This window comes from Proteus sp. CD3 (assembly GCF_008808075.1).
GTDB classification, from domain to species: Bacteria; Pseudomonadota; Gammaproteobacteria; order Enterobacterales; family Enterobacteriaceae; genus Proteus; species Proteus appendicitidis.
In genome coordinates this window covers 2,609,281-2,634,296 of the sequence record NZ_CP019686.1, presented here as the reverse complement: position 1 = coordinate 2,634,296, position 25,016 = coordinate 2,609,281, and the positions used below count along the sequence as shown (strand labels likewise).

Here is a 25,016-nt window from a genome sequence, read left to right as displayed (position 1 = left end):
TTAGCTCTTTCTCTTTAGAGCGAAGTTGTCTGTTACTTGCCAATAGGTGATTGTGTTAACTCGTTATAGGTTAACTCAAGAACTTTCTACTATTATGTCCTGCGTATAGCTGGATAATCATATAAAAATATATAGTGAGTCATTACTTCCAACTGTTATTTATCAGTCGTTTCAGATTTTTGTCAGATAATTGACTACTATGGTGACAGGCAAGGTATAAACTCATACTCCCTAAGGAGAATGTCATGAATGATAACATCGCTCGTAAGATGCAGCAGACCTATAACATTGCATATTGGGGGGGCGGTTACTATTTAGCGAATAATCGAGGAAATATTAGCGTTTGTCCTAATCCTGATATTCCTGATGCTACTTTTGATTTAACCGAATTAGTGAAACGAGTTCAAGAAGAGCAATCGAACTTGCGTTTACCCGCGCTGTTTTGCTTTCCTCAAATATTACAACATCGTTTACGTTCGATTAATGCTGCGTTTCATCGTGCGCGTGAATCCTATGGTTATAAAGGTGACTATTTTTTAGTTTATCCGATTAAAGTTAACCAGCAACGTCGTGTTATTGAGTCATTAGTGAATGCAGGAGAGCCTTTAGGTTTAGAGGCTGGCTCTAAAGCGGAATTAATGGCAGTGCTTGCTCATGCCAATATGACAAGTTCTGTGATTGTTTGTAATGGTTATAAAGACCGTGAGTATATTCGCTTAGCACTCACCGGTGAAAAACTTGGGCATAAAGTTTTCTTAGTCATTGAGAAAATGTCTGAGATTAAAATGGTTCTTGAAGAAGCTGAACGTTTAGAAGTTATTCCACGTTTAGGTGTTCGCGCTCGCCTTGCTTCTCAAGGCTCAGGCAAATGGCAGGCAAGTGGTGGTGAAAAATCAAAATTTGGTTTAGCTGCGACACAAGTTCTGCAATTAATTGATATGTTACGCCAAGCTGACCGCTTAGATAGCCTGCAATTACTGCATTTCCATTTGGGATCACAAATGGCGAATATCCGTGATATCGCAACCGGTGTTCGTGAATCTGCACGTTTCTATGTTGAGTTGCATAAATTAGGCGTAGATATTCAGTATTTCGATGTGGGTGGTGGTTTAGGTGTGGACTATGAAGGTACACGCTCACAATCTGATTGCTCTGTTAACTATGGCCTTAATGAATACGCGAATAACGTTATTTGGGCGATTGGTGACGCATGTGATGAAAATGATTTACCACATCCAACCGTTATTACTGAATCAGGTCGTGCATTAACGGCACACCATACCGTGTTAATTTCTAATGTCATTGGTGTTGAACGTAATGAATTTACGGCAATTACACCACCTGAAGATGATGCTGCAAGACCAATAGCAAGCCTTTGGGAAACATGGGAAGAGATGCAAACTAAGGGGCATAGCCGTTCATTACGTGAATGGTTACACGATAGCCAATTAGACTTACACGATGTGCATACTCAATATGTTCATGGCATGTTAAGCCTGACAGAGCGTGCATGGGCAGAAGAGCTGTATTTGAATATCTGTCGTCGTATTCAGTACGATTTAGATCCAAGTAATCGCGCTCATCGCCCTATTATTGATGAGTTACAAGAACGTATGTCAGATAAGTTCTATGTTAACTTCTCATTGTTCCAATCTTTACCTGATGCATGGGGTATCGACCAGTTATTCCCTGTATTACCTATTGAAGGGCTAGATAAACCTCTTGATCGTCGCGCAGTGTTACTCGATATTACTTGTGACTCAGATGGTATTATTGACCATTATGTTGATGGTGATGGCGTTGAAACAACAATGCCAATGCCAGCTTATGATCCTGAATATCCACCGATGATTGGTTTCTTTATGGTCGGGGCTTATCAGGAAATTTTAGGCAATATGCATAACTTATTTGGTGATACGGCAGCTGTTGATGTTTACCTTGATGAGAAAGGTAATCTGACTTACGTGCAAAGTGAAGAGGGTGATACGGTTGCCGATATGCTTCAGTACGTTAAGCTAAATCCTACTGTGCTGTTAGATCGTTTCCGTACTCAAGTAAAAAATGCACAGTTAGATAAAGCGTTACAAGAGCAATTCCTGACTGAATTTGAAAGTGGTTTATACGGTTATACGTATCTGGAAGAAGAAGAGTAATTCTTCACTTTCCAATGCAAGAGTGATGTTATTAAACATCACTCTTTATCTATCATATTGATTGTATGTTACTTATTTTAAATAAGTAACAGAGGTAATAGCATGAAAAATAGTACGTTAGGTAATGAGACTGATAATTCATTGATCTCTAATGCATTTGGTTTTTTACGTTTTCCACTGAATTTTCAGCCTTACAGCAGTGATGCAGATTGGGTTATTACCGGTGTGCCTTTTGATATGGCAACATCAGGTCGCGCAGGTACTCGTCATGGACCGGGCGCTATTCGTCAAATCTCAACGAATTTAGCGTGGGAAGGTAACCGCTGGCCGTGGGATTTCGATATGCGTGAACGTTTAAACGTTGTCGATTGTGGTGACTTAGTTTTTAACTTCGGTGATGCACAAGATATGAGCGATAAATTACAAGCTCATACAGAGAAGTTATTAGCAGCAGGCAAAAAATGTTTAACGTTTGGTGGTGACCATTTTGTCACATTACCTTTATTACGCGCCCATGCAAAACACTTTGGTAAAATGGCATTAGTTCATTTTGATGCGCATACCGATACTTATGGTAATGGCAGTAAATTTGACCACGGTACAATGTTCTTCCATGCACCAAATGAAGGATTAATCGATCCTAACCACTCTGTTCAAATTGGTATTCGTACTGATCATGACAGTGATAATGGTTTCACTGTATTGGATGCAGCGCAAGTTAACGATCGCGGTGTGACTGATCTTGTTGATCAGATCAAAGGCATTGTTGGCGATTTACCTGTTTACCTGACTTTTGATATTGATTGTCTTGATCCTGCGTTTGCACCAGGAACAGGCACTCCGGTTGTCGGCGGTTTAACAACCGATAAAGCACTGAAGATCTTACGTGCATTACAACCGTTAAATATTGTCGGTATGGATTTAGTCGAAGTTTCTCCAGCTTATGATCAATCAGATATAACCGCTCTCGCAGGGGCGACTATTGCTCTTGATATGCTTTATTTGCAGGCGACTAAAAAATAACGTTGCTTGATGTTAATAAATTAGTTTCAACTAAATACAAAGTAGCTTCATAATATGAAGCTACTTTTTTAATAAAATAGTTATTTTAATTCGTTTTCTTATAATTAAATATCATTACTTTAATGTGTGTTATTTTTTATATTTACATTAGTAGAATAATGCAATTATTTTTCAGTTAAATAAATTATTTAAATGGAAAATATAAAATGGAAGAAAATAAATTATTAATAAATAATGATGGATCATTTTGTTTTACACTCATAAAAGCAGAGGGAGATCTTTTAAAGAAAATCAATAATGATAAAATAAATGCATATTATTCATTAAATGATAAAGGAAAGGACATTAACGAAAATGTCATTATTCTTCTGAGTGAAACGGATGAAATAGAAAAGAACTACCTTAGATATGTAGATGAATATCATGCGGCTGGATATGATTTATTTATTGTTGATGTATCAACAAAAAAAAATGCAGGTTCTGATTTATTAGAACATCTTTGGCTACAGCATAGAGGGCAATTACCTCAAAATATACTAATTCATGGAAACAACGATCAAAGAGAAAATGCACTGTTATTATATAAAAATAATATTGCCAAGAATAATGAAATAAAAGGTATTATATTAAGTAGTTATCTTCCTAAAAATGAATTTATTTTTCCAGCCGATTTAGAAATAAATACAAATATTTATTTTTCCTATGAAAATCCTACCGAGGATTATAACAATAATATCATCTACAATGAATTATTAAGTAAAAATAAAAGAGTAAAAAAGATCAGCTTCACGAATAGAGAAGAATATAATAGCTTTTCAGAATTAAATAAAAAAGAAAATAATAAAATATTAAATTCGTTAAGTAATAATAATAATAAAAAGGAGATAAACGAAGTAAAAGTCGGTATGCCAATTAAAGATCAAACGATATTTTCTCAGATAGCAGAAGAAAAAGGGCTTATTATTGGTGTAAGACCCATCGATACTAACTCAACTTCATTAATTTCATCAGGAGAATATAGTAGTAAGAGTTTAGCTATCAAGGCGAAAAGTTCTGATTGGGGACCTATGGCTGGTTTTATTCCTGTCGATCAATCATTAGCTAAAGCATCAGCGCAAAAAGATCTCTTGAAATACAATAAAGCAGTAGCAGATGCAATAAACACAGGGGTTGCATCTGTGAGTGAGCTTTATCTTTCAGCTGAAAGGGTGAACGAATTGGTAGAGAGCAAAGTGCTCAATTATCTTTATGATAAAAATTCACCTTTAATTTTTGAAGTCATACACAATAATAAAACACATGAGTTCTTTTTAGAGCCAAAAATCATAGAAAAAAAACAGTATTATTTAGTTCAACACCATAATAGATTCGGAACAGAACCTGTATTGGTGATAGCTGATCCTATATCCAATAAACCGATGATTGCGGATTATGATTTATTTACGGTGATTTATCCTTATAGCCATTTAGGGAAAAATACACGCGTTAATATGCCTGTATCTTGGGAGGAATGGAAGCAGAGTGTAAATTATGATGAACTCACTGATAAGCAAAAAATATTGTACAATGATCAATTACTATATGAAAAAAATGAAGGGCATCAGTTAGGATTTATTAGTCAGCAAATAAAAGAACTAAAAAACGAATTAAACACAGCATTGGGGAGATCTAGTGGGATGGAAATAGTCCATCATGGTGCCGATGATGCTAATCCCTTTGCGGTAATTCATGACAATTTTCCTGCCACTTTTTTTGTCCCTAAATCATTATTTGATAAACCGCTTAATTCAAAAAATCAAACATTACATGATTTATTTTATATTAATAATAATGGCACCGTGGTATTACAATCACCAGATGAATTTTCAAAATTTCAACAATCTATGATTGATCTAGGCTATATTGCTCCTTTAAATGAAAAATGGAACAATGGGGTCAATAATAATTATTTTACAAGCCAAAGAAAGATTTCTGCCACATTTATTGATACAAAAAATGAAATAAAACGAAAATTAAGCATAGATAAGAAAAATAAATATACGTTAGAATACGAAGCTTCACTTAATAAATTTAATGAAGGTTCTTATGTTAAAAATAATACACTTTTACCAGAAATAGAACTCAATAATAATGCTAAGAATGAAATAAATTTATTATCATCAGAATATAATCATAAAAATGATCTTTTAAATAAAATGGATAATAAAAATCATCTTTTATCTACAAAAGATAAAATTGAATTTTATTCAAAAGTAAGCGATATAAAATGGTTTAAAAAAATAGGTTATAAATTACTTGAATCATTAATTAAGACAGATGGGCTTTTTTTAAATAAAACGAATGAAAATAAATTAATTGATTTTTTTTCTTTGTTATCTAAATATTCTGATATTAATACACCAATATACAAATCATTTACTGTTAAAAGCAGTGATATTTTAAAAAATAATTATGAAAAAGGGAGTTTACTCGCTTTTGATGGTATTTTTCATGGTTTTAGTAATATTGAAAATGTAAAGAAAGCATCGTCTGATAATGTGTATATTTCTATTGTTGGAAAACACAGTGCAAAACCACTAACCAGTCTTTATTCTGGTAGTTCAGAAAGAGCAATTATTGCACCGGGAACACATTTTCGTGTAATAAAAAATAAAATTATTAATAATAAAAATTACGTTGTATTAGAAATTGCTAATGAAATAAATTATCAAGAGCCAGTTTTTGATTTATATGATGGCGAGTTAAAAGGTATTGGTATTGATAAGCATAGAACGACATTTAACGAAAAAACGGAAAGAAAGATAAATTCTTCCAGACTGAATGATATTTTTGGTTCTTGGCGTGGTGAATCATTAGGATCAGTGACTATTAAAAATGTAGTAGATAAAATTATCGAAGGAAAAATTTCAGTTGAATATGCAATACATAAATATTTTAAAGAAATTTCCAAGGTTTTCTCTAGTGATAATAGCACCTTATTATCGAATAAATTATATATTGCTATTTATGATCCATTAATAAGTAAGGCTTTTAATCAATATGTGAATGAAAATATAACCTTAGAAGAGTGGAGAAATAGCTATAATGTTAACTATTTAAACGATACTGTAATTGATAATATAGATAGAATTAAATTATTAATAAATCATATTTATGATGCGCCTAAATCTATTAATTATTTAAGTGATGCATCAATTGATTTACTTTCTCATTACTTTAATGAACCTAATAAAAGTAAATTGATGATTGATTTATTAAAAATAGCTTTAAATGAGCAGGAGTATAATATTGCTATTAATGATATTGATTATTTAATTTCATTAAATAGCAATAAAGATATTTTATCATCAGCTGGAATAACAGAGGTAAGAGCATTAAGTCAAAAAGGAACACATGAGAATAAATCAACTGATAATTTATTTGAATTAAGTTTAGGTCTTAATAATAATGAAGTGGTAGAGAATAGAATAAAAATCCATGATATCGAAGTGGATAAAAGGTTACTTATTAGTTTAGGTGCGAAAGTTAATAATAAAAAAATAGAGCATGATGATATTTTTGAAATAAATCATGATTATTCAAATCTTACATTCGATACGGATAAGATAAATGATTATTTCTTAAGTGCTTCAGGAACAGATGATGATAAACAAGCTATTTCTATTATTAAAAGTTTATTAAATAATAAAGAAGAAAATATAAAAAAGTTAATTTCAATTGATGCTGAACGTATTGATTACCTTGTAAGTTATGAGCGATTGGTTAAAATTATAGAATTAGAAAAACGCGCATTTGATGAGCATTATTGGGATAGCATTAGAAAACCTTCATTAAAAATACCTAGGCATATGAAAATATTGAGTAAGGTAGGTTATGCTAATATTAGTTATTCTATGTGGCAGTCTGTTAATAATACGTTTTCTTTAGCCGAACAACTCAATAATCCCAATCTATCTTTACAACAACGAAAAGAAATCATCACTAACTTGTCATTAATGTGGTCTGAGATGACATTTAATGGGGTTTCTGAAATTATTGAAATTGCAATAGCAAAAGGATTATTACGATATCGACACAATCCTTTGGAATATGCGAGCAAGATAAGCACGCGAGTAGGGGTTGCGCTTAATATTCTTTCAGTTGGATTTGATATTTATCATGCTTATGATAATTTCAGCCGTATTTCTGGTGAAACTGATGAAAAGCGAAAAATTGATTATATCGTTGATGGTTCATTCGCTATTGTTTCAGGGCTTGTTACTGTAGGAATTTCTATAGCTATGCTTGCAGGTTCAGCAATTGCAGGACCTGTCGGTATTGCCGCAGGTGCTTTGATTGCATTGGCAACTTCAATTTATAATGCCGTAAGATTAATTGAAGAGGCAAAAAAACAAGTCAAATTTACGCCGATAGAAGAGTTCAATAATGGTTTTCATGCCTTTCTTATGGGGGATATTACGGCAGATAAGAAAAATGAGATAATATATTTAGACACCGAAAATCAACTTGAAGAGATGATTGATAAAAAAGCACTAACTCATTTTGAAGAAATAAAAAAACAAAGCGCTAATAGTAGCTATTTTTATACAAATGAAAAACAGATTTATCAAGAGCATTATTATTATAAAGTTATTCCTACATTAATAGAAGAAACCGTTGATTCTATTTTAATGCCTTCAAAAGATTTTATCTCCAAACGAATATTTCAAAATATAAGCCAAAAAGAGGCTGAAGAGATTTCAGCTATTACTCCTTATCTGCGTGCTAAAAAAACAGCATATAAATTTTATTTACCTAAAGAAGCAATTGCCACAGATGAAAAGCTTATTTTTGATATGGATTTTTATGTTAATGAGCTAAACCGATATACAATAAAAATTACTTCTGACGATGAAAGCGTTATTTTTGGCGAAATAGTGGACGAGGAATTTTTTAAGAATAGTAAAACGACTAAAGAATATGTGATTAATAAATTAGGAGAAAGTAAATTAGAGAATGGATTAATAAAAACTAATAATATTGAAAAATACTATACTTCGGATTGGCATGAAAATGCAGTGCTTTATTTTAATACACACAATGGTAACGATATTATTGCTGCACCCTCAATAACTCAAAATACATTTGATATTTATAATGGCACTAAGCGATTAAGTGGGGGTTTAAAAGATGATGTATTTAATGTCTTTGCATCTGAGTCACCTCATTATGCGAGCCGCTTTTATGGTAGAGAAGGAAATGACACACTTCGTCTGATAAAAACTGCGGGTAAATACACGGGGTATAAAGTCGATTTGCAACATAATTACGTTAAATTTCAAAACTCAGAAGATAAAACTAATAGCCAAAGTTTTCATTCAAAACTTTATCTTTATCAAAATGAAGGGCATTTTTATTCGAAAAAACTTATTGATACAATGCCGAATATAGAGCTACAAGATCAGCAAGTTATTGCCTATTTAGACAGTATTGAAAATGTTATTGGCAGTGAAATGGGTGATGATTATATTTTGGGTAATGAAGAGGCTAATTATTTAAATGGTGCTGGTAGTGTTGATCATTTATATGGTAAAGGGGGAAATGATACACTTGTCTTAAATGAAGGTTATGCTGAAGGCGGTGAGGGCAATGATAGCTATGTTATTTTACGATCTTCTTTAGAACAGAGTTATAATAAATTATTTGAAACTATTATTAATGAAACTAATAAGTTAGGAACTAGTGTTGTAAGGTTTAATTATTGTTTTGATGAAATAACATCAATAAAACGTAATAAAAAAGATATTATTTTTGATTTTAAAATTAATAATGAAAATCAAGAGGGAAAATATATTTATCATTCTGTGACATTGAAAAATGTTTATGATGATTCAGTAAATAACATATATTCACATCGCTATACATTAATAACTCAAGATGGTTTTACACTCACTTTAGATGAAAATACAAAAGATAAAATCTTATACAAATTTAGTTATTTAGAGAAATATAATGAATCAAAATTAGCAATTAAAGATTTTTATATTAATGAGTATGATAATTTAGTTGTGACTGCTTTTAAAAGTCAGAGTAGAAATATAAGATTATTGCCAGAATTTGAATACAGTGGTTTCTCATCTGGAACAAATTTACGACTTGGTATTCACGGCAATAACCAAAATAATCATTATATTGGTATTGAGGCTAACTCATACATTAAATTAAGTCAGGGAAATGATACTTATCAAATAAAAACATTTTTAACAAAAAGTAATAATGAAAGGGTGAATATCTCACTATCTGATCATATTGATAAATTAACTGATAATGATGTAAGCCATTTCTTTTTAACTGATATAAGTGGTTTTGATTTAACCTTTAAAGATGGTCTTTTATCTCATCGTTATCTTCCTGATCATTATTTAACGCTATCTTTCGAACCAGAGCTATTAAATAAAATTGTTGATACCAACGCGACTATTCGATTAATAGATAAAGATAATGTTGTTTTTACATTACCAACTAAAGATAGTCATTCAAATTTTCTTATGCCTGTTGTTAATTTGAATTTAAATATAAGCAAAAGTGATGATGTATTGGTGATCCCTGAATCACTTAGTTTAAATAAAGCGGCATTATCTGCCTATGGCGTTAGTTCGGTAGTGCTTAATTCAACACTATTATCAGCAACACTTGCAGACAAACCAAAAGAACTCATTGATTTATTGCCTATTCTTGAACTGAATGATGGGAATGATATTGTTATTAATCATAATAATACTAGCTCAGTTATTGATGGTGGAAAAGGTGATGATAATATTCTTGTTAATAAAGGGCATCATATTTTAATTGCAGGGGAAGGTAATGATCGCTTAAGTGGAGGTGAAGGCAACGATTTGTTAATTTCTCAATTTGGTCATGATTATCTGAGTGGCGGTGAAGGTAGCAATGTATATGTGGTGCAAAAACGACAAGGTCATGTGACGGTTTATGATGAAGGAAAAAACAGTCATATTTTAGTGACTGGATTGGCGGAACATGAAACATTGATTTCATCTCAAGTGGGAAATAATACACAATATCAAACTCAAGATAAGCAATTTACACTAAATGTAAAAGTGGCAGTAAATGAGGTTAGTGAAAAAGAACAGAAACCGGTTATTTCGGTTACTGAAACATCCTCAGAGTTATCATTACAAGGGTTGGCAAATATTATCCAAGATATGGCAACATTCAATCAGCAACAATTTACTGTTGTGAACAATCACGAAACTATTTCGTTATCGACATGGTCACCTTTGGTATTAGTGGAAAAGCAGTTGTGATTTTTTAATCATTGAGATCCCATCACTTAAAAAACAGCTCCAATAAATTTGGGGCTGTTTTATTGATAACAAATAGCTTAAATTTGTTAACGTTAAAGCTGAAAATAACGAGCAAGCAGTGGCGCGGTAAAATTCTTTTTTAAATAAAAGCCTCTTGGCAATGTCATAATACGTTGTCCATCTTCACCAATGGCTTCGGTTAATGCCTTGCTATTAGCTGCTTTCGGGCGGATTTGTAAGACTTGTCCGTGACGTGCGGTAATGCTTTCTACTTTACCCAACACAATCATATCCATTAGTTCTTCCCAATCATGACGTAACAGTTCTTCTTCTGTACTATTAGGGCGCCAAAGTAATGGTGAAGCAACTCGACGTTGTGCTAATGGTATTTCCCTTTCTCCTTCAACAGGCACCCATAATACTTTTGAGAGTTTACGTTTTACATGACTGTTTTCCCATGTAATACCGCTGTTTCCGGTTAATGCTGCGACACAAACAAAAGTCGTTTCTAAAGGCATTCCTAATCTATCAATCGGAATTGTTTTAAGTTCAATGCCCAATTCACTGAAGTCTTGCTCCGGTTTGCTACCTGCACTTGCTCCTAAATAATATTCCAACAACATACCTACCCAGCCTTTATCCCTTTTAAGATCCATTGGGATAGGAAGTTGTGCAAAAGCGGCAAGTTCACCAAAAGTATAACCTGCAAGTGCTTTTGCTCGTTCAAATAAAACTTGCTCATTTTCGGGCGCTACTGGTGGCGTAAACATAGTTATTATCTTCTTGTATAAATAATAGACAGAAAAAACAGGTTATTGATAACGTATTTAGCTTTATTTTATTTAAATCATAATAGCATGATATATCATCATTTTTTTGAGTTAACTCGCCAATTGAAATTTATAATTCCAAGTTGTGCACGGTTATCCTGAAATCATAAACAGGCTTTTACACTAGGTTATCCACAGCTTTATGGGATAACTCACAGAAAGTGAGATCACTGTTCTGATTTACAGCCTTGACTTTTGCAGATATTTGCCAAAATTATCCTATTTTGTCTAACTAATCGGCATAACCTGTGGATAAAACACCCTGTGGCTATTTTTTGCGCGATTTAAGCAGGAGTGTATTTTAATTGTTTTATCCAATCGCTGAAATAGGCATTGAAATCTAGCTACTAATTTGAATTATAAGTGATATTTTAAAAATTGTATCAACAGCCTTTCTAACAATATAAAAACTATACCCTGATTATCTCACTCTTTTTCACATAGATATCCACAGAAAAAGTGAATAAATCCCCTAAGCATTTATGTGGGTGTTTATAACTTCCAAGGTTTCTGTGAATTAACGTAAATAATGGCTAATCTGCATACGGAAAAGAGACGATAACCTATTTTAATCTTGGTATATCAATATCAGGTGTAAACCACGCTGATTTAAAATCAAACCAACCAAAAGTATTCATTTTGACACCACGTATGGTTCTCTGCCCTTGTAGCTCTAATAAATGGTGAAATAAAGGATAAAGCCAAATATCTTGTGTTAGCTGGCGACACCACTCTTCAAGAGGCAAAGATTTTTGGTGCCATAATGTTAGCTCTTGTGAGAACGATGCGCCCAAACATTGGTGAAAGAGTGGTAACTCATAAAGTGCAGCAAAAATTGAGAACTCTAAAGGCTTATAAAAGTTTACTGTCGCCAACCAAATATCACTCTCAGCTTCACCGTAATACCATTGTTCATAATCCAGCACTTGAATGGTCAGTTCAATATCATATTGAGATAAAATACTTTTTATTAAGTCTGCAATAGTGCTGTATTCATGATGCTCTTTATAAAGAGTAACAGTGAGCTTTGTTAATGAAGTCGGTTTAGGATGCTGGCGTATTAATTTACTGTGATGCCAATGAAGTAATAACCCATAAGCTGGAGACCAATGACGTTGATAGAAAGGATCGCAATGTGTGAGCATATTAACAGGAGTTAATACACTGCTTAACCATTCTCTTATTTCAGTCTGTTGGCACTGCTTCGAGCGACTATCATAGAGAAGAAAATAACATCCTTCTTCTTTACGACTTTCTAGTGGATTTTTATTAGTATCATCGTCCGTTAAATGAATAGTTGAACAAACCATTTTGTTATTTAGTTCAGGAACGACCCAAATATCAATTTCATCCAATAGCGCCCGTAAGCCAAAATAGCGATTAAAGGCTTTGATTTGCAGCTTATTTTTATCATTAGCGATAACTTGATAAGCGCCAGTGCCAATAGGGTGTTGTGCAAAAGAGGGAAGTGATGCCCATTCTTGCGGTAAAATAACAGCTTGTGGACTACCTAATAACGTTGCAAATTGCTTATCTGCTTCGCTTAAATAAATATCGAGTACATAAGGTTGAGGCGAGGAAATTTGTTCTATATGTGCATAAAGAGGGTTGCAGTGTTTCATTCTCATTAAAGAAGTGCTGATATCTGCAAGAGTGAGTTCACGACCATGATGGAAATAGACAGCAGGACGTAAATAAAATCGCCAATGTTGCTCTGTGATCATTTGCCAATGATGCGCTAATTCAGCTTCAATTTCCCCATTTTCCTCTTTTAAGTGTATTAATGAGTTGAATATCTGACTCATTAAATGTAGTTCCGAACGTCTTAATGGTGTGCCCGGTAATAAATTTCTAAAGGGACGATAGTAAATAATGCGCAGTAGTTGTTGACCGGGGTGAAAGCTTTTTTCAATTTGTGAAAGCACCATTTGGCGTACAGAATCTTTATCGCCCATTAGTGCGACAAGCTTTTCAATATCATTCTCTTCTATTAATCTTTCAGCGCGATTTTGTTGGATCTCTAGCGCATTAGAGTGAAAAATAAGCGTCGATTTTTTACCTCGACCGACTTCTGCTTGCCAATTTATCCAACCCGTTTCTTGCATCTTATTTAATAAAGAGCGGACATGACGACGTGTGCAATGCAGGGTTTGTGCTAATTCTTGTAATGTTGTTTCAGTTGCTTTTCCCTGAAAGGCTTGCCATAAGCGAATAAATTGTAACTCTAAGCGGGGTGAGGTCATAAAAGAGGAAATCCCTTGATAAAGTGATCAATTTTAATTTCCTTATATTAGACCGATAATGTCTGTGTTTAAAGTTAGCTCTCATGTTAGTTATCACAAATTACGAATACTGACAGACTCCCCCATTTGAGCATTCGGTGATTACCGGCCAGTGATGTTTAATCACTGGCTTTTTTATTAGGCAAAAAAAAAGCCGTAAATGAATTTACGGCAAGAATGACAAAGTAAACATCACAGAAAGTAGAAGAAGGTGAAAAATGACTTTAGTTAGCGCATAAAGGCGGGCTGTTTTGCTTCATACGCACTAATATCATCTTGGTGTTGTAGCGTTAATCCAATACTGTCTAATCCTTCAATCATGCAGTGGCGGCGAAATGAGTCGATTTCAAAAGAGAAATGTAATTCACCCGCTCTGACCTCTTGTGCCACTAAATCGACAGTAATCGGTGTACCCGCATGTTCTTTTACCCAGTCAAATAATTGTGAGACTTCATCATCACTTAATTTGATTGGTAATAATTGATTATTAAATGAATTTCCGTAAAAAATATCAGCAAAACTGGGGGCGATAACAGCATGAAAACCATAATCAGTTAATGCCCAAGGTGCGTGTTCACGAGATGATCCACAACCAAAGTTTTCTCGTGCTAATAAAATAGAAGCACCTTGATAAATTGGCTGATTTAAAATAAATGTAGGATTAGGCTGTGTGCCTTCATCATCCAGAAAACGCCAATCATGAAACAAGTGCTTACCAAAACCAGTACGCGTTACTTTCTGCAAAAATTGCTTAGGAATAATGGCATCGGTATCCACATTTGCCGCATCTAAAGGAACCGCAATACCCGTGTGTTGAGTAAATTTATTCATCATGTTCTCCTTTAAGATGCCACTGCAAATGTACGAACATCTGCAAAATGACCGTTAATAGCCGCTGCCGCTGCCATTGCAGGACTGACTAAGTGTGTTCGACCTCCACGACCTTGGCGACCTTCAAAGTTACGGTTGCTGGTGGATGCACAACGTTCACCCGGATTTAATCGGTCGTTATTCATTGCCAAACACATTGAACAACCCGGTAAGCGCCATTCAAAACCAGCTTCAATAAAGATTTTATCTAAACCTTCTGCTTCTGCTTGAGCTTTAACAGGTCCTGATCCCGGAACAACAATCGCTTGAACATGAGATGCAACTTTATGACCTTTTGCAATTTCAGCAGCCGCTCGTAAATCTTCAATGCGCGAGTTTGTACAAGAACCTATAAAGACTTTGTCGATAGCGACATCGGTTAAGTTAACACCTTCACTTAATCCCATATAAGCTAAGGCTTTTTCAGCAGATGCGCGTTCAACCGGATCACTAAAGCTATCTAATAACGGAACTATTTGGTCAATAGCAATAACTTGCCCTGGATTGGTGCCCCATGTAACTTGTGGTGCGATATCGGCAGCATTAATAGTCACCGTGGCATCAAAAGTTGCATCATCATCAGATTTTAAGGTTCTCCAATAAGCGACGGCTTCATCCCATGCTTGATCTTTAGGCGCAAATTGACGCCCTTTTAAGTAATCAAAAGTGGTGTCATCGGGTGCGACTAAACCCGCTTTAGCACCCATCTCAATCGCCATGTTGCATAAGGTCATTCGACCTTCCATGCTTAAGGCTTCAATGGCTTCACCTGCAAATTCAACGATATAGCCTGTTCCACCCGCACTGCCTAATCTGCCGATAATGGCTAATACGATGTCTTTTGCTGTGATCCCAATGGCGGTTTTTCCCTGAACTTCTATCTTTAATGTTTTAGCACGAGACTGTTTTAAGGTCTGAGTGGCTAAAACATGTTCAACTTCAGAAGTCCCAATCCCAAAAGCTAATGAACCAAAAGCACCATGAGTTGCTGTATGTGAATCACCGCAAACAATAGTCATTCCCGGTAAGGTTAAGCCTTGTTCTGGCCCCATTACATGAACAATCCCTTGATAAGGATGGTTTAAGTCATACAGTGTGACACCAAACTCTTGGCAGTTTTTCATTAACTCTTGCATTTGAATTCTTGCCATATCACCACAAGCATTAATATCTTTAGTTTGTGTTGATACGTTATGATCCATCGTTGCAAAGGTTTTATTCGGTTGACGAACAGGGCGACCTTTGGTTCTTAATCCATCAAAGGCTTGAGGTGATGTCACTTCATGCACTAAATGTCTATCGATATACAGAATGGGTGTTTCATCACTCACTTCTCTGACAACATGTGCATCATAAATTTTTTGATATAATGTTTTACCCATGTTATGCCCCTTCACGAATATACTGAGCGATACGATCACCCATTTCAGCGGTTGTGATTGCGTTACCATCACCTGCGAGATCTGCAGTGCGATAGCCTTTTGCTAATACTTGTGTGATAGCATCTTCAATGGTTTGAGCTGCATTATCTTCATTAAAGCTATAACGTAATAACAGTGCTGCTGACAGAATTTGTGCAATAGGGTTAGCGATGTTTTTACCCGCTATATCAGGAGCGGAGCCTCCAGCAGGTTCATATAAACCAAAGTGTTCTTCGTTAACACTCGCAGAGGGTAACATTCCCATAGAGCCGGTGATCATTGCGCATTCATCAGATAAAATATCGCCAAAAATATTGGAACACAGCAACACATCAAACTGAGAAGGATCTTTAATTAACTGCATTGTTGCGTTATCAATATACATATGTTGAATTTCAACATCTGGGTATTCTTTTGCTATCTCAGTTACAACTTCACGCCATAAAATAGAGCTTTGTAATACGTTAGCTTTATCAATGGAGGTTACTTTATGACGACGTTTACGTGCTGATCCAAACGCAAAACGTGCAATACGTTCAATTTCATAACGATGATAAATTTCAGTATCAAAAGCACGCTCTTGCGCGCCTTCACCTTCACGACCTTTAGGTTGACCGAAATAGATACCACCGGTTAATTCGCGCACACATAAAATATCAAAACCACGTTGTGCGATATCCGCGCGTAATGGGCAGTAGGCTTCTAAACCTTCATATAAGCGAGCAGGGCGTAAATTGCAGAACAATTTAAAATGCTTACGTAATGGCAATAAAGCCCCACGTTCTGGCTGTTCGTTTGCGGGTAAATGTTCCCATTTAGGGCCGCCGACAGAACCAAATAAAATCGCATCAGCTTGTTCACAACCAGCTAAAGTATCTGCGGGTAACGGAGTACCATGATTATCAATGGCAATGCCACCGATATCGTATTCTTTTGTTGTGATATTGAGTGAGAAACGTTCACTAACTGCCTTCATCACTTTCTGTGCTTGAGCCATGACTTCAGGGCCAATACCATCTCCGGGTAATACTGCAATATGATAATTTTTTGACATAATTAAACCGCTTCTTGTGTTGTATGTTGTTTGCGTTTTTCTATTTCGACTTGCTCTGAGCGCCAAATGCTATTAATAACGTGGATCATGGCATTTGCTGATGAACCTACGATGTCAGTTTCTAAACCCATTCCATGAAATTTACGTCCTTGATATTCAACAACGATATCAACTTGCCCTAAGGCGTCTCGACCTTCACCTTTAGCGGTTAATTGGTAAGTGACTAATTTCAATGGATAACCTGTTGCGCGAGAGATGGCTTGATAAACCGCATCGACAGGGCCATTACCAGTTGCTGCTTCAGTAATTTCTTTATTACCATGAGTGATGCTGACACTCGCGGTAGCAACGGTTGATGAACCAGATTGAGTATTAAAATAATTCATTACAAACTCATCAGGCTCTTGTTGCTGTTGCCCCATAAATGCTAAAGCTTCTAAATCATAATCAAAGACTTGACCTTTTTTATCTGCCAAACGTAAGAAGGCAGAATATAAAGTATCCAAGTTATAATCTGTTTCACGATATCCCATCTCTTCCATGCGATGTTTAACTGCGGCACGACCTGAGCGAGAAGTTAAGTTCAGTTGTACTTCTTTTAATCCGATAGATTCTGGCGTCATGATTTCGTAGGTTTCGCGGTTCTTCAAAACGCCATCTTGGTGAATACCCGATGAATGCGCGAATGCATTGGAGCCAACAACAGATTTATTAGCATGAATTGGCGTATTACATAATTGGCTGACTAATTGACTGGTACGATAAATTTCTTTGTGATTAATCCGTGTCTGAACATTCATCATTTGCTCACGGACTTTTATCGCCATAATGACTTCTTCTAATGCACAGTTACCTGCACGTTCGCCTAAGCCATTAATTGTTCCTTCTACTTGTCTTGCACCTGCTTGTACTGCGGTAATTGAGTTAGCAACAGCCATGCCCAAATCGTCATGACAGTGAACAGAAATAATGGCTTTATCAATATTGGGAACACGCTCAAATAAGTTGGTGATAATTCCACCAAATTGATAAGGCGTTGTATAACCTACAGTATCTGGAATATTAATGGTGGTTGCACCAGCATTAATTGCGCTTTCAACAATTCGACATAAATTATCGATATGAGTACGCCCTGCATCTTCACAAGAAAATTCCACATCATCGGTATAGCGACGAGCGCGTTTTATTGAGTTCACGCCCATTTCAATAATATCTTCGAACGATTTCTTTAATTTATGTTCAGCATGCAATGCTGAGGTTGCCAAGAATACGTGGATACGAAAAGCTTCTGCGACTTTTAACGATTCCGCTGCAACATCAATATCGTTATCAACGCAGCGCGCTAATGCACAAATACGGCTATTTTTGATTTCTCGTGCAATGGTTTGCACAGATTCAAAATCACCAGGGGAAGAAACAGGAAAGCCCGCTTCAATGATATCCACACCTAAACGCTCTAAAGCGTAAGCAATTTGTAACTTCTCTTTTACGCTTAAGCTCGCCTGCAATGCTTGTTCACCATCTCTCAATGTGGTATCAAAAATAATCACGTCATTGCTCATAATCTGTTCCTTTCTCTTTTTATTTGCTGTTTGCGCTCTCCCAGGTATAAAAAAACCCGCGACTAGCGCGGGTTTTCTCTCTAAGGGCAGGTGTGTTTCACTTTTTACCCATAAGCCGACCGCGCATCAAAGTTGCGAGTAGTAGTAGGCTTGATAGTAAAATTGCGTTCAACATGAAACATCCTTAGATAAGTTCTCAATAATCTGTATTTATTGATACCTAATACCAATAAAGATGTCAAGTGTTGGAATTTATTAATTCATTTCTCAGTGTTATTTATAAATTTTTCATAGTGATTCTGACTAATATCTAAATTTTTACTAATGATTATAACTATCAAGCATTCATTGATTAGGTTAATGTTCCATACGTTGTTTGAAAAAGAGTGAAATGAAAAATTAAACAATTGTTTGCTTTTTTTTTAATCAGCCAGTTGGTAGGGAAAAAAGAGGGAGTTAGGGGAGGAATAATTGATAAAAGTGAGCAACGTTTTGAATGTAAGAATAAAAATCATTGTATTATAAAAGATAATAGATATCGGATACCTATTTTAGGAATGAAAGTACATTATTTTATTATGATTTTTATCATACTTTGTTTTATTATTTGCAAGGCAGAAGGTAAAACAGGTTGTAATATATATTGATATAATCATTTTCTATACATGTAATTTTAATATAAAAATTCATTCCTTATATGAAATATGTTTTTTTATTGATATGAAACTTATGTGTTTAGTTATATACATGGATGATGAATAATAAATTTTAATAAATAGTTTAAGTAATAGTTGAAGCTTATTTATTATTAATAATATTTTAGTTAATAATATTTATTTGGCTATTATGATAACATAGTGGAGTAAGAAATGACGGATTACACATCAGCAACAGTTACCAGCAGAGAATCAGCAGATATGCATTTACGTAATGTTGATCTTAATTTATTAACGGTATTTGATGCTGTTATGCAAATGCAAAATGTTACCCGTGCTGCACAAGTACTGGGCATGTCACAACCCGCAGTAAGTAATGCTGTATCTCGCCTTAAAGTTATGTTTAATGACGAATTATTTGTTCGCTATGGACGCGGTATTCAACCGACATTAAGAGCTAAACAACTTTTTGGTCCAGTAAGACAAGCCTTACAATTAGTTCATAACGAGCTTCCAGGAGCTGGATTTGAACCAGAGCAAAGTGAGCGTATATTTAATTTATCTATTTGTAGCCCTCTAGATATAAGACTAGCACCAAAAATAGTTGAACAAATTAAAAATGAAACACCTAATATTAACGTTAATATTAAGTCTTATTTAAATAGCAATATAGAACACCAATTAAAATATCAAGAAGTTGAGTTCTTTATTAGTTATAAGGAATTTGAAAAGGCTGAATTTCATTCACAACCACTATTTAATGACGAAGTTGTTTTGGTCGTTTCTAATAAACATCCTCGTATTAAAGAGAGTGTGACCCAAGAAATGTTATTAAATGAGCAACATTCTATTGTTTCTTTAGATGATATTGGTTCATTTAGTGCGCCTTATTATAAAGATACTCAGTTGGAAGATTTAATCACTTATCAAGGAACCGATTTAAATAGTGTATTAAATATTGTCTCCAGAACTTATTTGGTCGCTATTGCACCAAAATGGTTAGTTGAAAGTTATTCTGAGCAATTAGGTATTAAAGCAGTGTCGTTACCTTGGGAAAAAACAGAGCGCCCATGTTACTTGATTTGGCATGAGTCAACAGCGCGAGATAAAGGTCATTTATGGATGAAAAATTTATTAAGTGAAGTTTGTCAAAAATAGAGTGTTTTTGCTCATAATTAGTATTTATTGCTAATTATGCAGAAATAGTGGCAGATAACGTTAGCTATTCGGCTAATGACCAAAATGGCGTTTATGCGGTTAGGTAAACTCAATTGGATTGCTGTCACTATTTTTGCCCTTTCTTTGTAATAATAGCTCTTATTCATATTATACCGTGTTGAACCTATTTTTTTTTCAATAATACCCCTCTATTTATATTGTCACTGATTGAGTTATAACGCTTACCTATTGTTATTTATCATCTTTTTCTTTCGGCTTTCCATGGAAAATAAGATCGTAATATTTAGTTTTCTCACTGTAATGAGATAGTCTTTTTTGACAAAACTTCTCATAACTCACAATTTTACAAATTTATGTAAAATTGGATTCCTTTATTTTGGCGGATCACTTAGACTTTTATTTAAGTCAGCGAACAAGTGTAAGCTGAAATTGTAAGAGAGACATTTTCTTCATTTCGATTTCATAACACGGTCGCTTTTCCATAAATAGCAGGAAAATTATGATAGCTAATAATAATCTTAATGATTATCATATAATTAGAAGATTGCAGATGCAGTTTTTGCATTGCGGAAATAAAATTGCTTATCGCCAGTGGGATGCTAAGTGCAATATCGAAATGTCTTGGGAGGTGGTTGAAAAGAAAACACGCGCACTCTCAAATGCATTGTTAGAAATGGGTGTGGATGTTCAAGAAAACATTGGGATCTTTTCTCAAAATACCATTGATTGGTCTTTAGCTGATATTGCTTCTTTGCAGCTACGTGCAGTAACTGTTCCTCTTTATGCAACAAGTAGTGTTGAACAAGCCGCTTACATTTTAAATGATGCGAATATTCGCATTCTTTTTATTGGTGACCAAAAGCAATACGATATTGTTTCTGAATTATTAGCGTTATGTCCTCAGCTTGAACATATTATTGTGTTTAACTCCGATGTTGTGTTAAACGAAAATCTACCTTCATGCTATCTGGAAAATTTAATTAACCAGTCAACATTTCAGCATGATGATGAGTTAAAACAGCGTATTAATGAATGCAATTTAGATGATCTGTTTACTCTGATTTATACATCAGGAACTACAGGCGAGCCTAAAGGCGTTATGCTTGACTATACCAGTTTGGCATCACAACTTTATCTACATGATGAGCGTCTCTCATTATCTGATAAAGATGTTTCGCTCTGTTTCTTACCTCTTTCTCACGTTTTTGAACGCGCGTGGAGCTTCTATGTGATGCACACTGGCGCGGTTAACGTGTATTTAACAGACACTCATGCTGTCAGAGAGGCAATGAGTGCGGTTAAACCTACGGTGATGTGTGCCGTTCCTCGCTTTTATGAAAAAGTGTATAGCGCCATTCAAGATAAAGTATCTCAAGCTTCCGTGTTTCGTAAATTTATCTTTAAATGGGCGATAAAGCAGGGTGAAAAACAGCGTGAAGCACAACTGAATCAGCGCCAACAGGGCTTTATTTCCCGCTTATGTTATCGTTTTGCAGATAAAAAAGTGTTAAGTCCAGTGCGTCAAATTTTAGGTGGGCGAGTTCGCTTTTTACCCGCGGCAGGCGCTCGTTTAGATGATGCTGTGATCCGTTTCTTTTTGGCAGCCGGTATTAATATTAAATATGGCTATGGTATGACAGAAACCTGTGCCACCGTTTCGTGCTGGGAAGAGAACAAATATAAATTAGGCTCTATTGGTACTCCATTGCCGGGCATCGAAGTGCGTATTGGTGCAGAAAACGAAATCCAAGTACGTGGCAGCATTGTTATGAAAGGATATTTTAATAAGCCTGAAGATACAGCCGCTGCCTTTACAGAAGATGGATGGTTACGCACTGGAGATGCTGGTGCTCTTGATTGTGATGGCATGTTATTTATCACAGAACGTTTAAAAGATTTAATGAAAACGTCGAATGGTAAATATATTGCACCACAAATGATTGAAGGAACATTAGGACAAGACCGCTTTATTGAGCATATTGCGGTGATCGCAGATACCCGTAAATTTGTTTCGGCGCTTATCGTGCCTTGCTTTGATGCATTAGAAGAACATGCCCGTGCATTAAATCTAAAATATCAAGATCGTATAGAATTATTACGCCACACTAAAATTAAAGAGCTATTTGATGAACGTTTACACGAAATGCAAAAAAACTTTGCAAGTTTTCATCAAGTTAAGCGCTTTACTCTTCTTGCTGAAGGCTTTTCAATGGAATCGGGTGAATTAACACCAACATTGAAACTTCGCCGTAAAATTATTTTTGAACGCTATCGAAATGAAATCGAATTAATGTATCAAGATTAATTTTAATTGATGAAAAAGCACCTAAATGGTGCTTTTTTCTTTTGAAATTACTTATTGATAGATAATAATGATTGAAATAATTGATAAAAGACATAAACGGAAACGTTGACGCATACGGTTTTATCAGTAAATTGTGTTAAAATGCAAACTCAGATCAGCATGATGACTGAAATTCATAGCAATATGTAATAAATAACACATTTAATAATTAAAAGAGGCTAATGTGAAACTGGATGAAATCGCCCGCTTGGCTGGTGTTTCACGAACAACAGCAAGTTATGTCATTAATGGTAAAGCGAAACAGTACCGTGTAAGTGACAAGACTGTTGAAAAAGTGATGGCGGTGGTCAGAGAGCATAATTACCACCCGAACGCTGTTGCCGCGGGATTACGTGCTGGTCGTACACGTTCTATTGGTTTGGTTATTCCTGATTTGGAAAATACCAGTTACACCAGGATCGCAAATTACCTTGAGCGACAAGCGCGTCAACGCGGTTATCAATTACTGATTGCCTGTTCAGAAGACCAACCAGACAACGAAATTCGTTGTGTGGAGCACTTACTGCAACGTCAAGTTGATGCCATTATTGTTTCAACAGCATTGCCACCAGAGCATCCTTTCTATCAGCGTTGGGCGAATCGCTCATTACCGATTATTGCGTTAGACCGAGCATTAGAAAGTGAACATTTTATCAGTGTTGTTGGCGATGACTTAGAAGATGCCAAAATGCTGGCTACAGAATTAAAAGCATTCCCTTCGCAATCTGTACTCTATTTAGGCGCACTTCCTGAACTCTCGGTGAGTTTTTTACGTGAACAAGGTTTCCGTAATGTATGGAAAGATGATCCTAGAGAAGTCACCTACCTATATGCAAATAGCTATGAACGAGAAGCTGCTGCGGCTGCTTTTTCTGAATGGTTAAATAACAATCCAATGCCTGATGCGTTATTCACAACCTCTTTTGCTTTATTACAAGGGGTTATGGATGTGACATTACAACGCAGTGGGCGTTTGCCAACACAATTGGTCATTGCAACTTTTGGTGATCATGAGTTATTGGATTTCCTTGAATGCCCTGTTTTATCTGTCGCTCAACGACATCGTGATATTGCCGAACGCGTGTTAGAACTTGTTCTTGCAAGTCTTGAAGAAGAACAAAAACCACAAGCAGGAATTACACGTATTCGTCGTGATTTATGTCGTCGAGGTAGTTTAGGACGTGCGCGTTAATTGATGCCGCTCTGTTAGTAATTATCTGCATTTATACCTATCCCTGTTTTATTAAATTAAAACGGGGATGTTTTATTTGATTTAAGAATGTCGAATTGCTTAGAGAATATTAAATTTGAGATTAATCTTAAGCCTTTTTTTACTATTTTTCTCATTTTACTAAGTTCGTAGATTAAATTTTGGCATATCCATAAGTGATATTGCTTAAATTTAATGAGTTATTAATTTTATTTTGGGAAAGTTAAGAAAAAAATAAATAACTATCTTCATGATATTGAATTATTTTTTTTCGCCTTACTGTTTTTGTTTATATAAAAGCAACCTCAAATTATTATGTTGGCCAAAGGCAAATGAACTGCAATAAATTAGTTTTTTATAATAAAAATCATGATTTACTTATTATGATTTCTTTATCTGGTTTTCTCCCTTGTAATCGCTATAAATAATTACTTTTCGTGATTAAAAATAGAATTTGAAAAATAACCTCTATTAATCATGGTGTTAATATTCCCCTTTTTCTTTTTGTCGATAATTTAAACATTCCGGTGTTCTTATCAAATTACTGTAAATATAAATAAAGCTTCCTATATCTGGCTTGACAACGTTTTCATACCATCCGTAAACTCTATTTGTGGGGATTTGTGGGATAATGTGGTGTAAATTACAGAGCTGGGGGTAATGAGGATGTTTCGTGGAGCAACTCTCGTTAATCTTGACAGCAAAGGGCGAATAACAATTCCTTCCCGTTATCGAACAACGCTGAATGAGATTTCTGAAGGTCAAATGGTTTGTACCATTGATCTCAATCAGCCATGTTTATTGCTTTATACCCTTCCAGAATGGGAAAAAATTGAGTTAAAATTAGCGGCTTTGTCCTCCATGAACCCTGCGGAACGTCGAGTTCAACGTCTGTTATTAGGTCACGCCAGCGAATGCCAAATGGATAGCGCAGGACGTCTTTTGTTAGCTAGCACCCTAAGACAGCATGCGGGGCTAACAAAAGAGGTCATGTTAGTCGGTCAATTCAATAAATTTGAATTGTGGGATGAACAGGTCTGGTACAAACAGATCGAAAAAGACATTGTAGCCGAGCAAACCTCACAGGAACCGTTATCGACACGACTATTGGATTTATCACTTTAAATA

The 25,016-nt window shown here is 35.1% G+C and carries 13 protein-coding genes; 7 read left to right on the top strand and 6 right to left on the bottom strand.

Translation table 11 applies throughout. The features are described from left to right. Nucleotides 1–245: 245 nt before the first annotated feature. From speA to BTA34_RS11925, 3 genes are all read left to right on the top strand, one after another. Nucleotides 246–2,153 carry a biosynthetic arginine decarboxylase gene (gene speA / locus BTA34_RS11935; RefSeq protein ID WP_151435766.1) on the top strand — a complete coding sequence of 636 codons (1,908 nt, stop codon included), beginning with the start codon at nt 246–248 and terminating at the stop codon, nt 2,151–2,153. Nucleotides 2,154–2,255: 102 nt separating this feature from the next. Beyond that, nucleotides 2,256–3,176, top strand: a complete 921-nt coding sequence (gene speB, locus BTA34_RS11930) for an agmatinase (protein WP_151435765.1) — start codon at nt 2,256–2,258, stop codon at nt 3,174–3,176. Between the two features lie 206 nt (nt 3,177–3,382). Then, nucleotides 3,383–10,480, top strand: coding sequence for an anthrax toxin-like adenylyl cyclase domain-containing protein (locus BTA34_RS11925; protein ID WP_151435764.1), 7,098 nt, complete (start codon nt 3,383–3,385; stop codon nt 10,478–10,480). 92 nt (nt 10,481–10,572) lie between these two features. Here BTA34_RS11925 and mutH read toward each other — a convergent pair whose 3' ends face one another. From mutH to leuA, 6 genes are all read right to left on the bottom strand, one after another. After that, a complete protein-coding gene (gene mutH / locus BTA34_RS11920) occupies nt 10,573–11,250 on the bottom strand; it encodes a DNA mismatch repair endonuclease MutH (protein ID WP_151435763.1) in 678 nt (225 codons plus the stop codon). A gap of 623 nt (nt 11,251–11,873) precedes the next feature. Then, nucleotides 11,874–13,553, bottom strand: a complete 1,680-nt coding sequence (gene sgrR, locus BTA34_RS11915; protein ID WP_151435762.1) for an HTH-type transcriptional regulator SgrR — start codon at nt 13,551–13,553, stop codon at nt 11,874–11,876. A gap of 267 nt (nt 13,554–13,820) precedes the next feature. After that, a complete protein-coding gene (leuD, locus tag BTA34_RS11910; RefSeq protein ID WP_151435761.1) occupies nt 13,821–14,426 on the bottom strand; it encodes a 3-isopropylmalate dehydratase small subunit in 606 nt (201 codons plus the stop codon). An 8-nt stretch (nt 14,427–14,434) separates the two neighbouring features. Further along, the gene (gene leuC, locus BTA34_RS11905; RefSeq protein ID WP_151435760.1) at nt 14,435–15,844 is read right to left on the bottom strand and encodes a 3-isopropylmalate dehydratase large subunit; all 1,410 of its coding nucleotides are present in this window, start codon (nt 15,842–15,844) and stop codon (nt 14,435–14,437) included. Between the two features lies 1 nt (nt 15,845). Next, a complete protein-coding gene (gene leuB, locus BTA34_RS11900; protein ID WP_151435759.1) occupies nt 15,846–16,937 on the bottom strand; it encodes a 3-isopropylmalate dehydrogenase in 1,092 nt (363 codons plus the stop codon). 2 nt (nt 16,938–16,939) lie between these two features. Next, the gene (gene leuA / locus BTA34_RS11895; protein WP_109392855.1) at nt 16,940–18,499 is read right to left on the bottom strand and encodes a 2-isopropylmalate synthase; all 1,560 of its coding nucleotides are present in this window, start codon (nt 18,497–18,499) and stop codon (nt 16,940–16,942) included. Between the two features lie 869 nt (nt 18,500–19,368). Between leuA and leuO the strand changes: the two genes are divergently transcribed. From leuO to mraZ, 4 genes are all read left to right on the top strand, one after another. Beyond that, entirely contained in the window at nt 19,369–20,313 is a 945-nt protein-coding gene (gene leuO / locus BTA34_RS11885; protein WP_151435758.1) for a transcriptional regulator LeuO, read from the top strand. A 520-nt stretch (nt 20,314–20,833) separates the two neighbouring features. Next, nucleotides 20,834–22,639, top strand: coding sequence for an AMP-dependent synthetase/ligase (locus BTA34_RS11880; RefSeq protein WP_151435757.1), 1,806 nt, complete (start codon nt 20,834–20,836; stop codon nt 22,637–22,639). Between the two features lie 223 nt (nt 22,640–22,862). After that, the gene (cra, locus tag BTA34_RS11875; RefSeq protein ID WP_075670767.1) at nt 22,863–23,870 is read left to right on the top strand and encodes a catabolite repressor/activator; all 1,008 of its coding nucleotides are present in this window, start codon (nt 22,863–22,865) and stop codon (nt 23,868–23,870) included. Nucleotides 23,871–24,554: 684 nt separating this feature from the next. After that, the gene (mraZ, locus tag BTA34_RS11870; protein WP_151435756.1) at nt 24,555–25,013 is read left to right on the top strand and encodes a division/cell wall cluster transcriptional repressor MraZ; all 459 of its coding nucleotides are present in this window, start codon (nt 24,555–24,557) and stop codon (nt 25,011–25,013) included. The last annotated feature ends 3 nt before the right edge of the window (nt 25,014–25,016 follow it).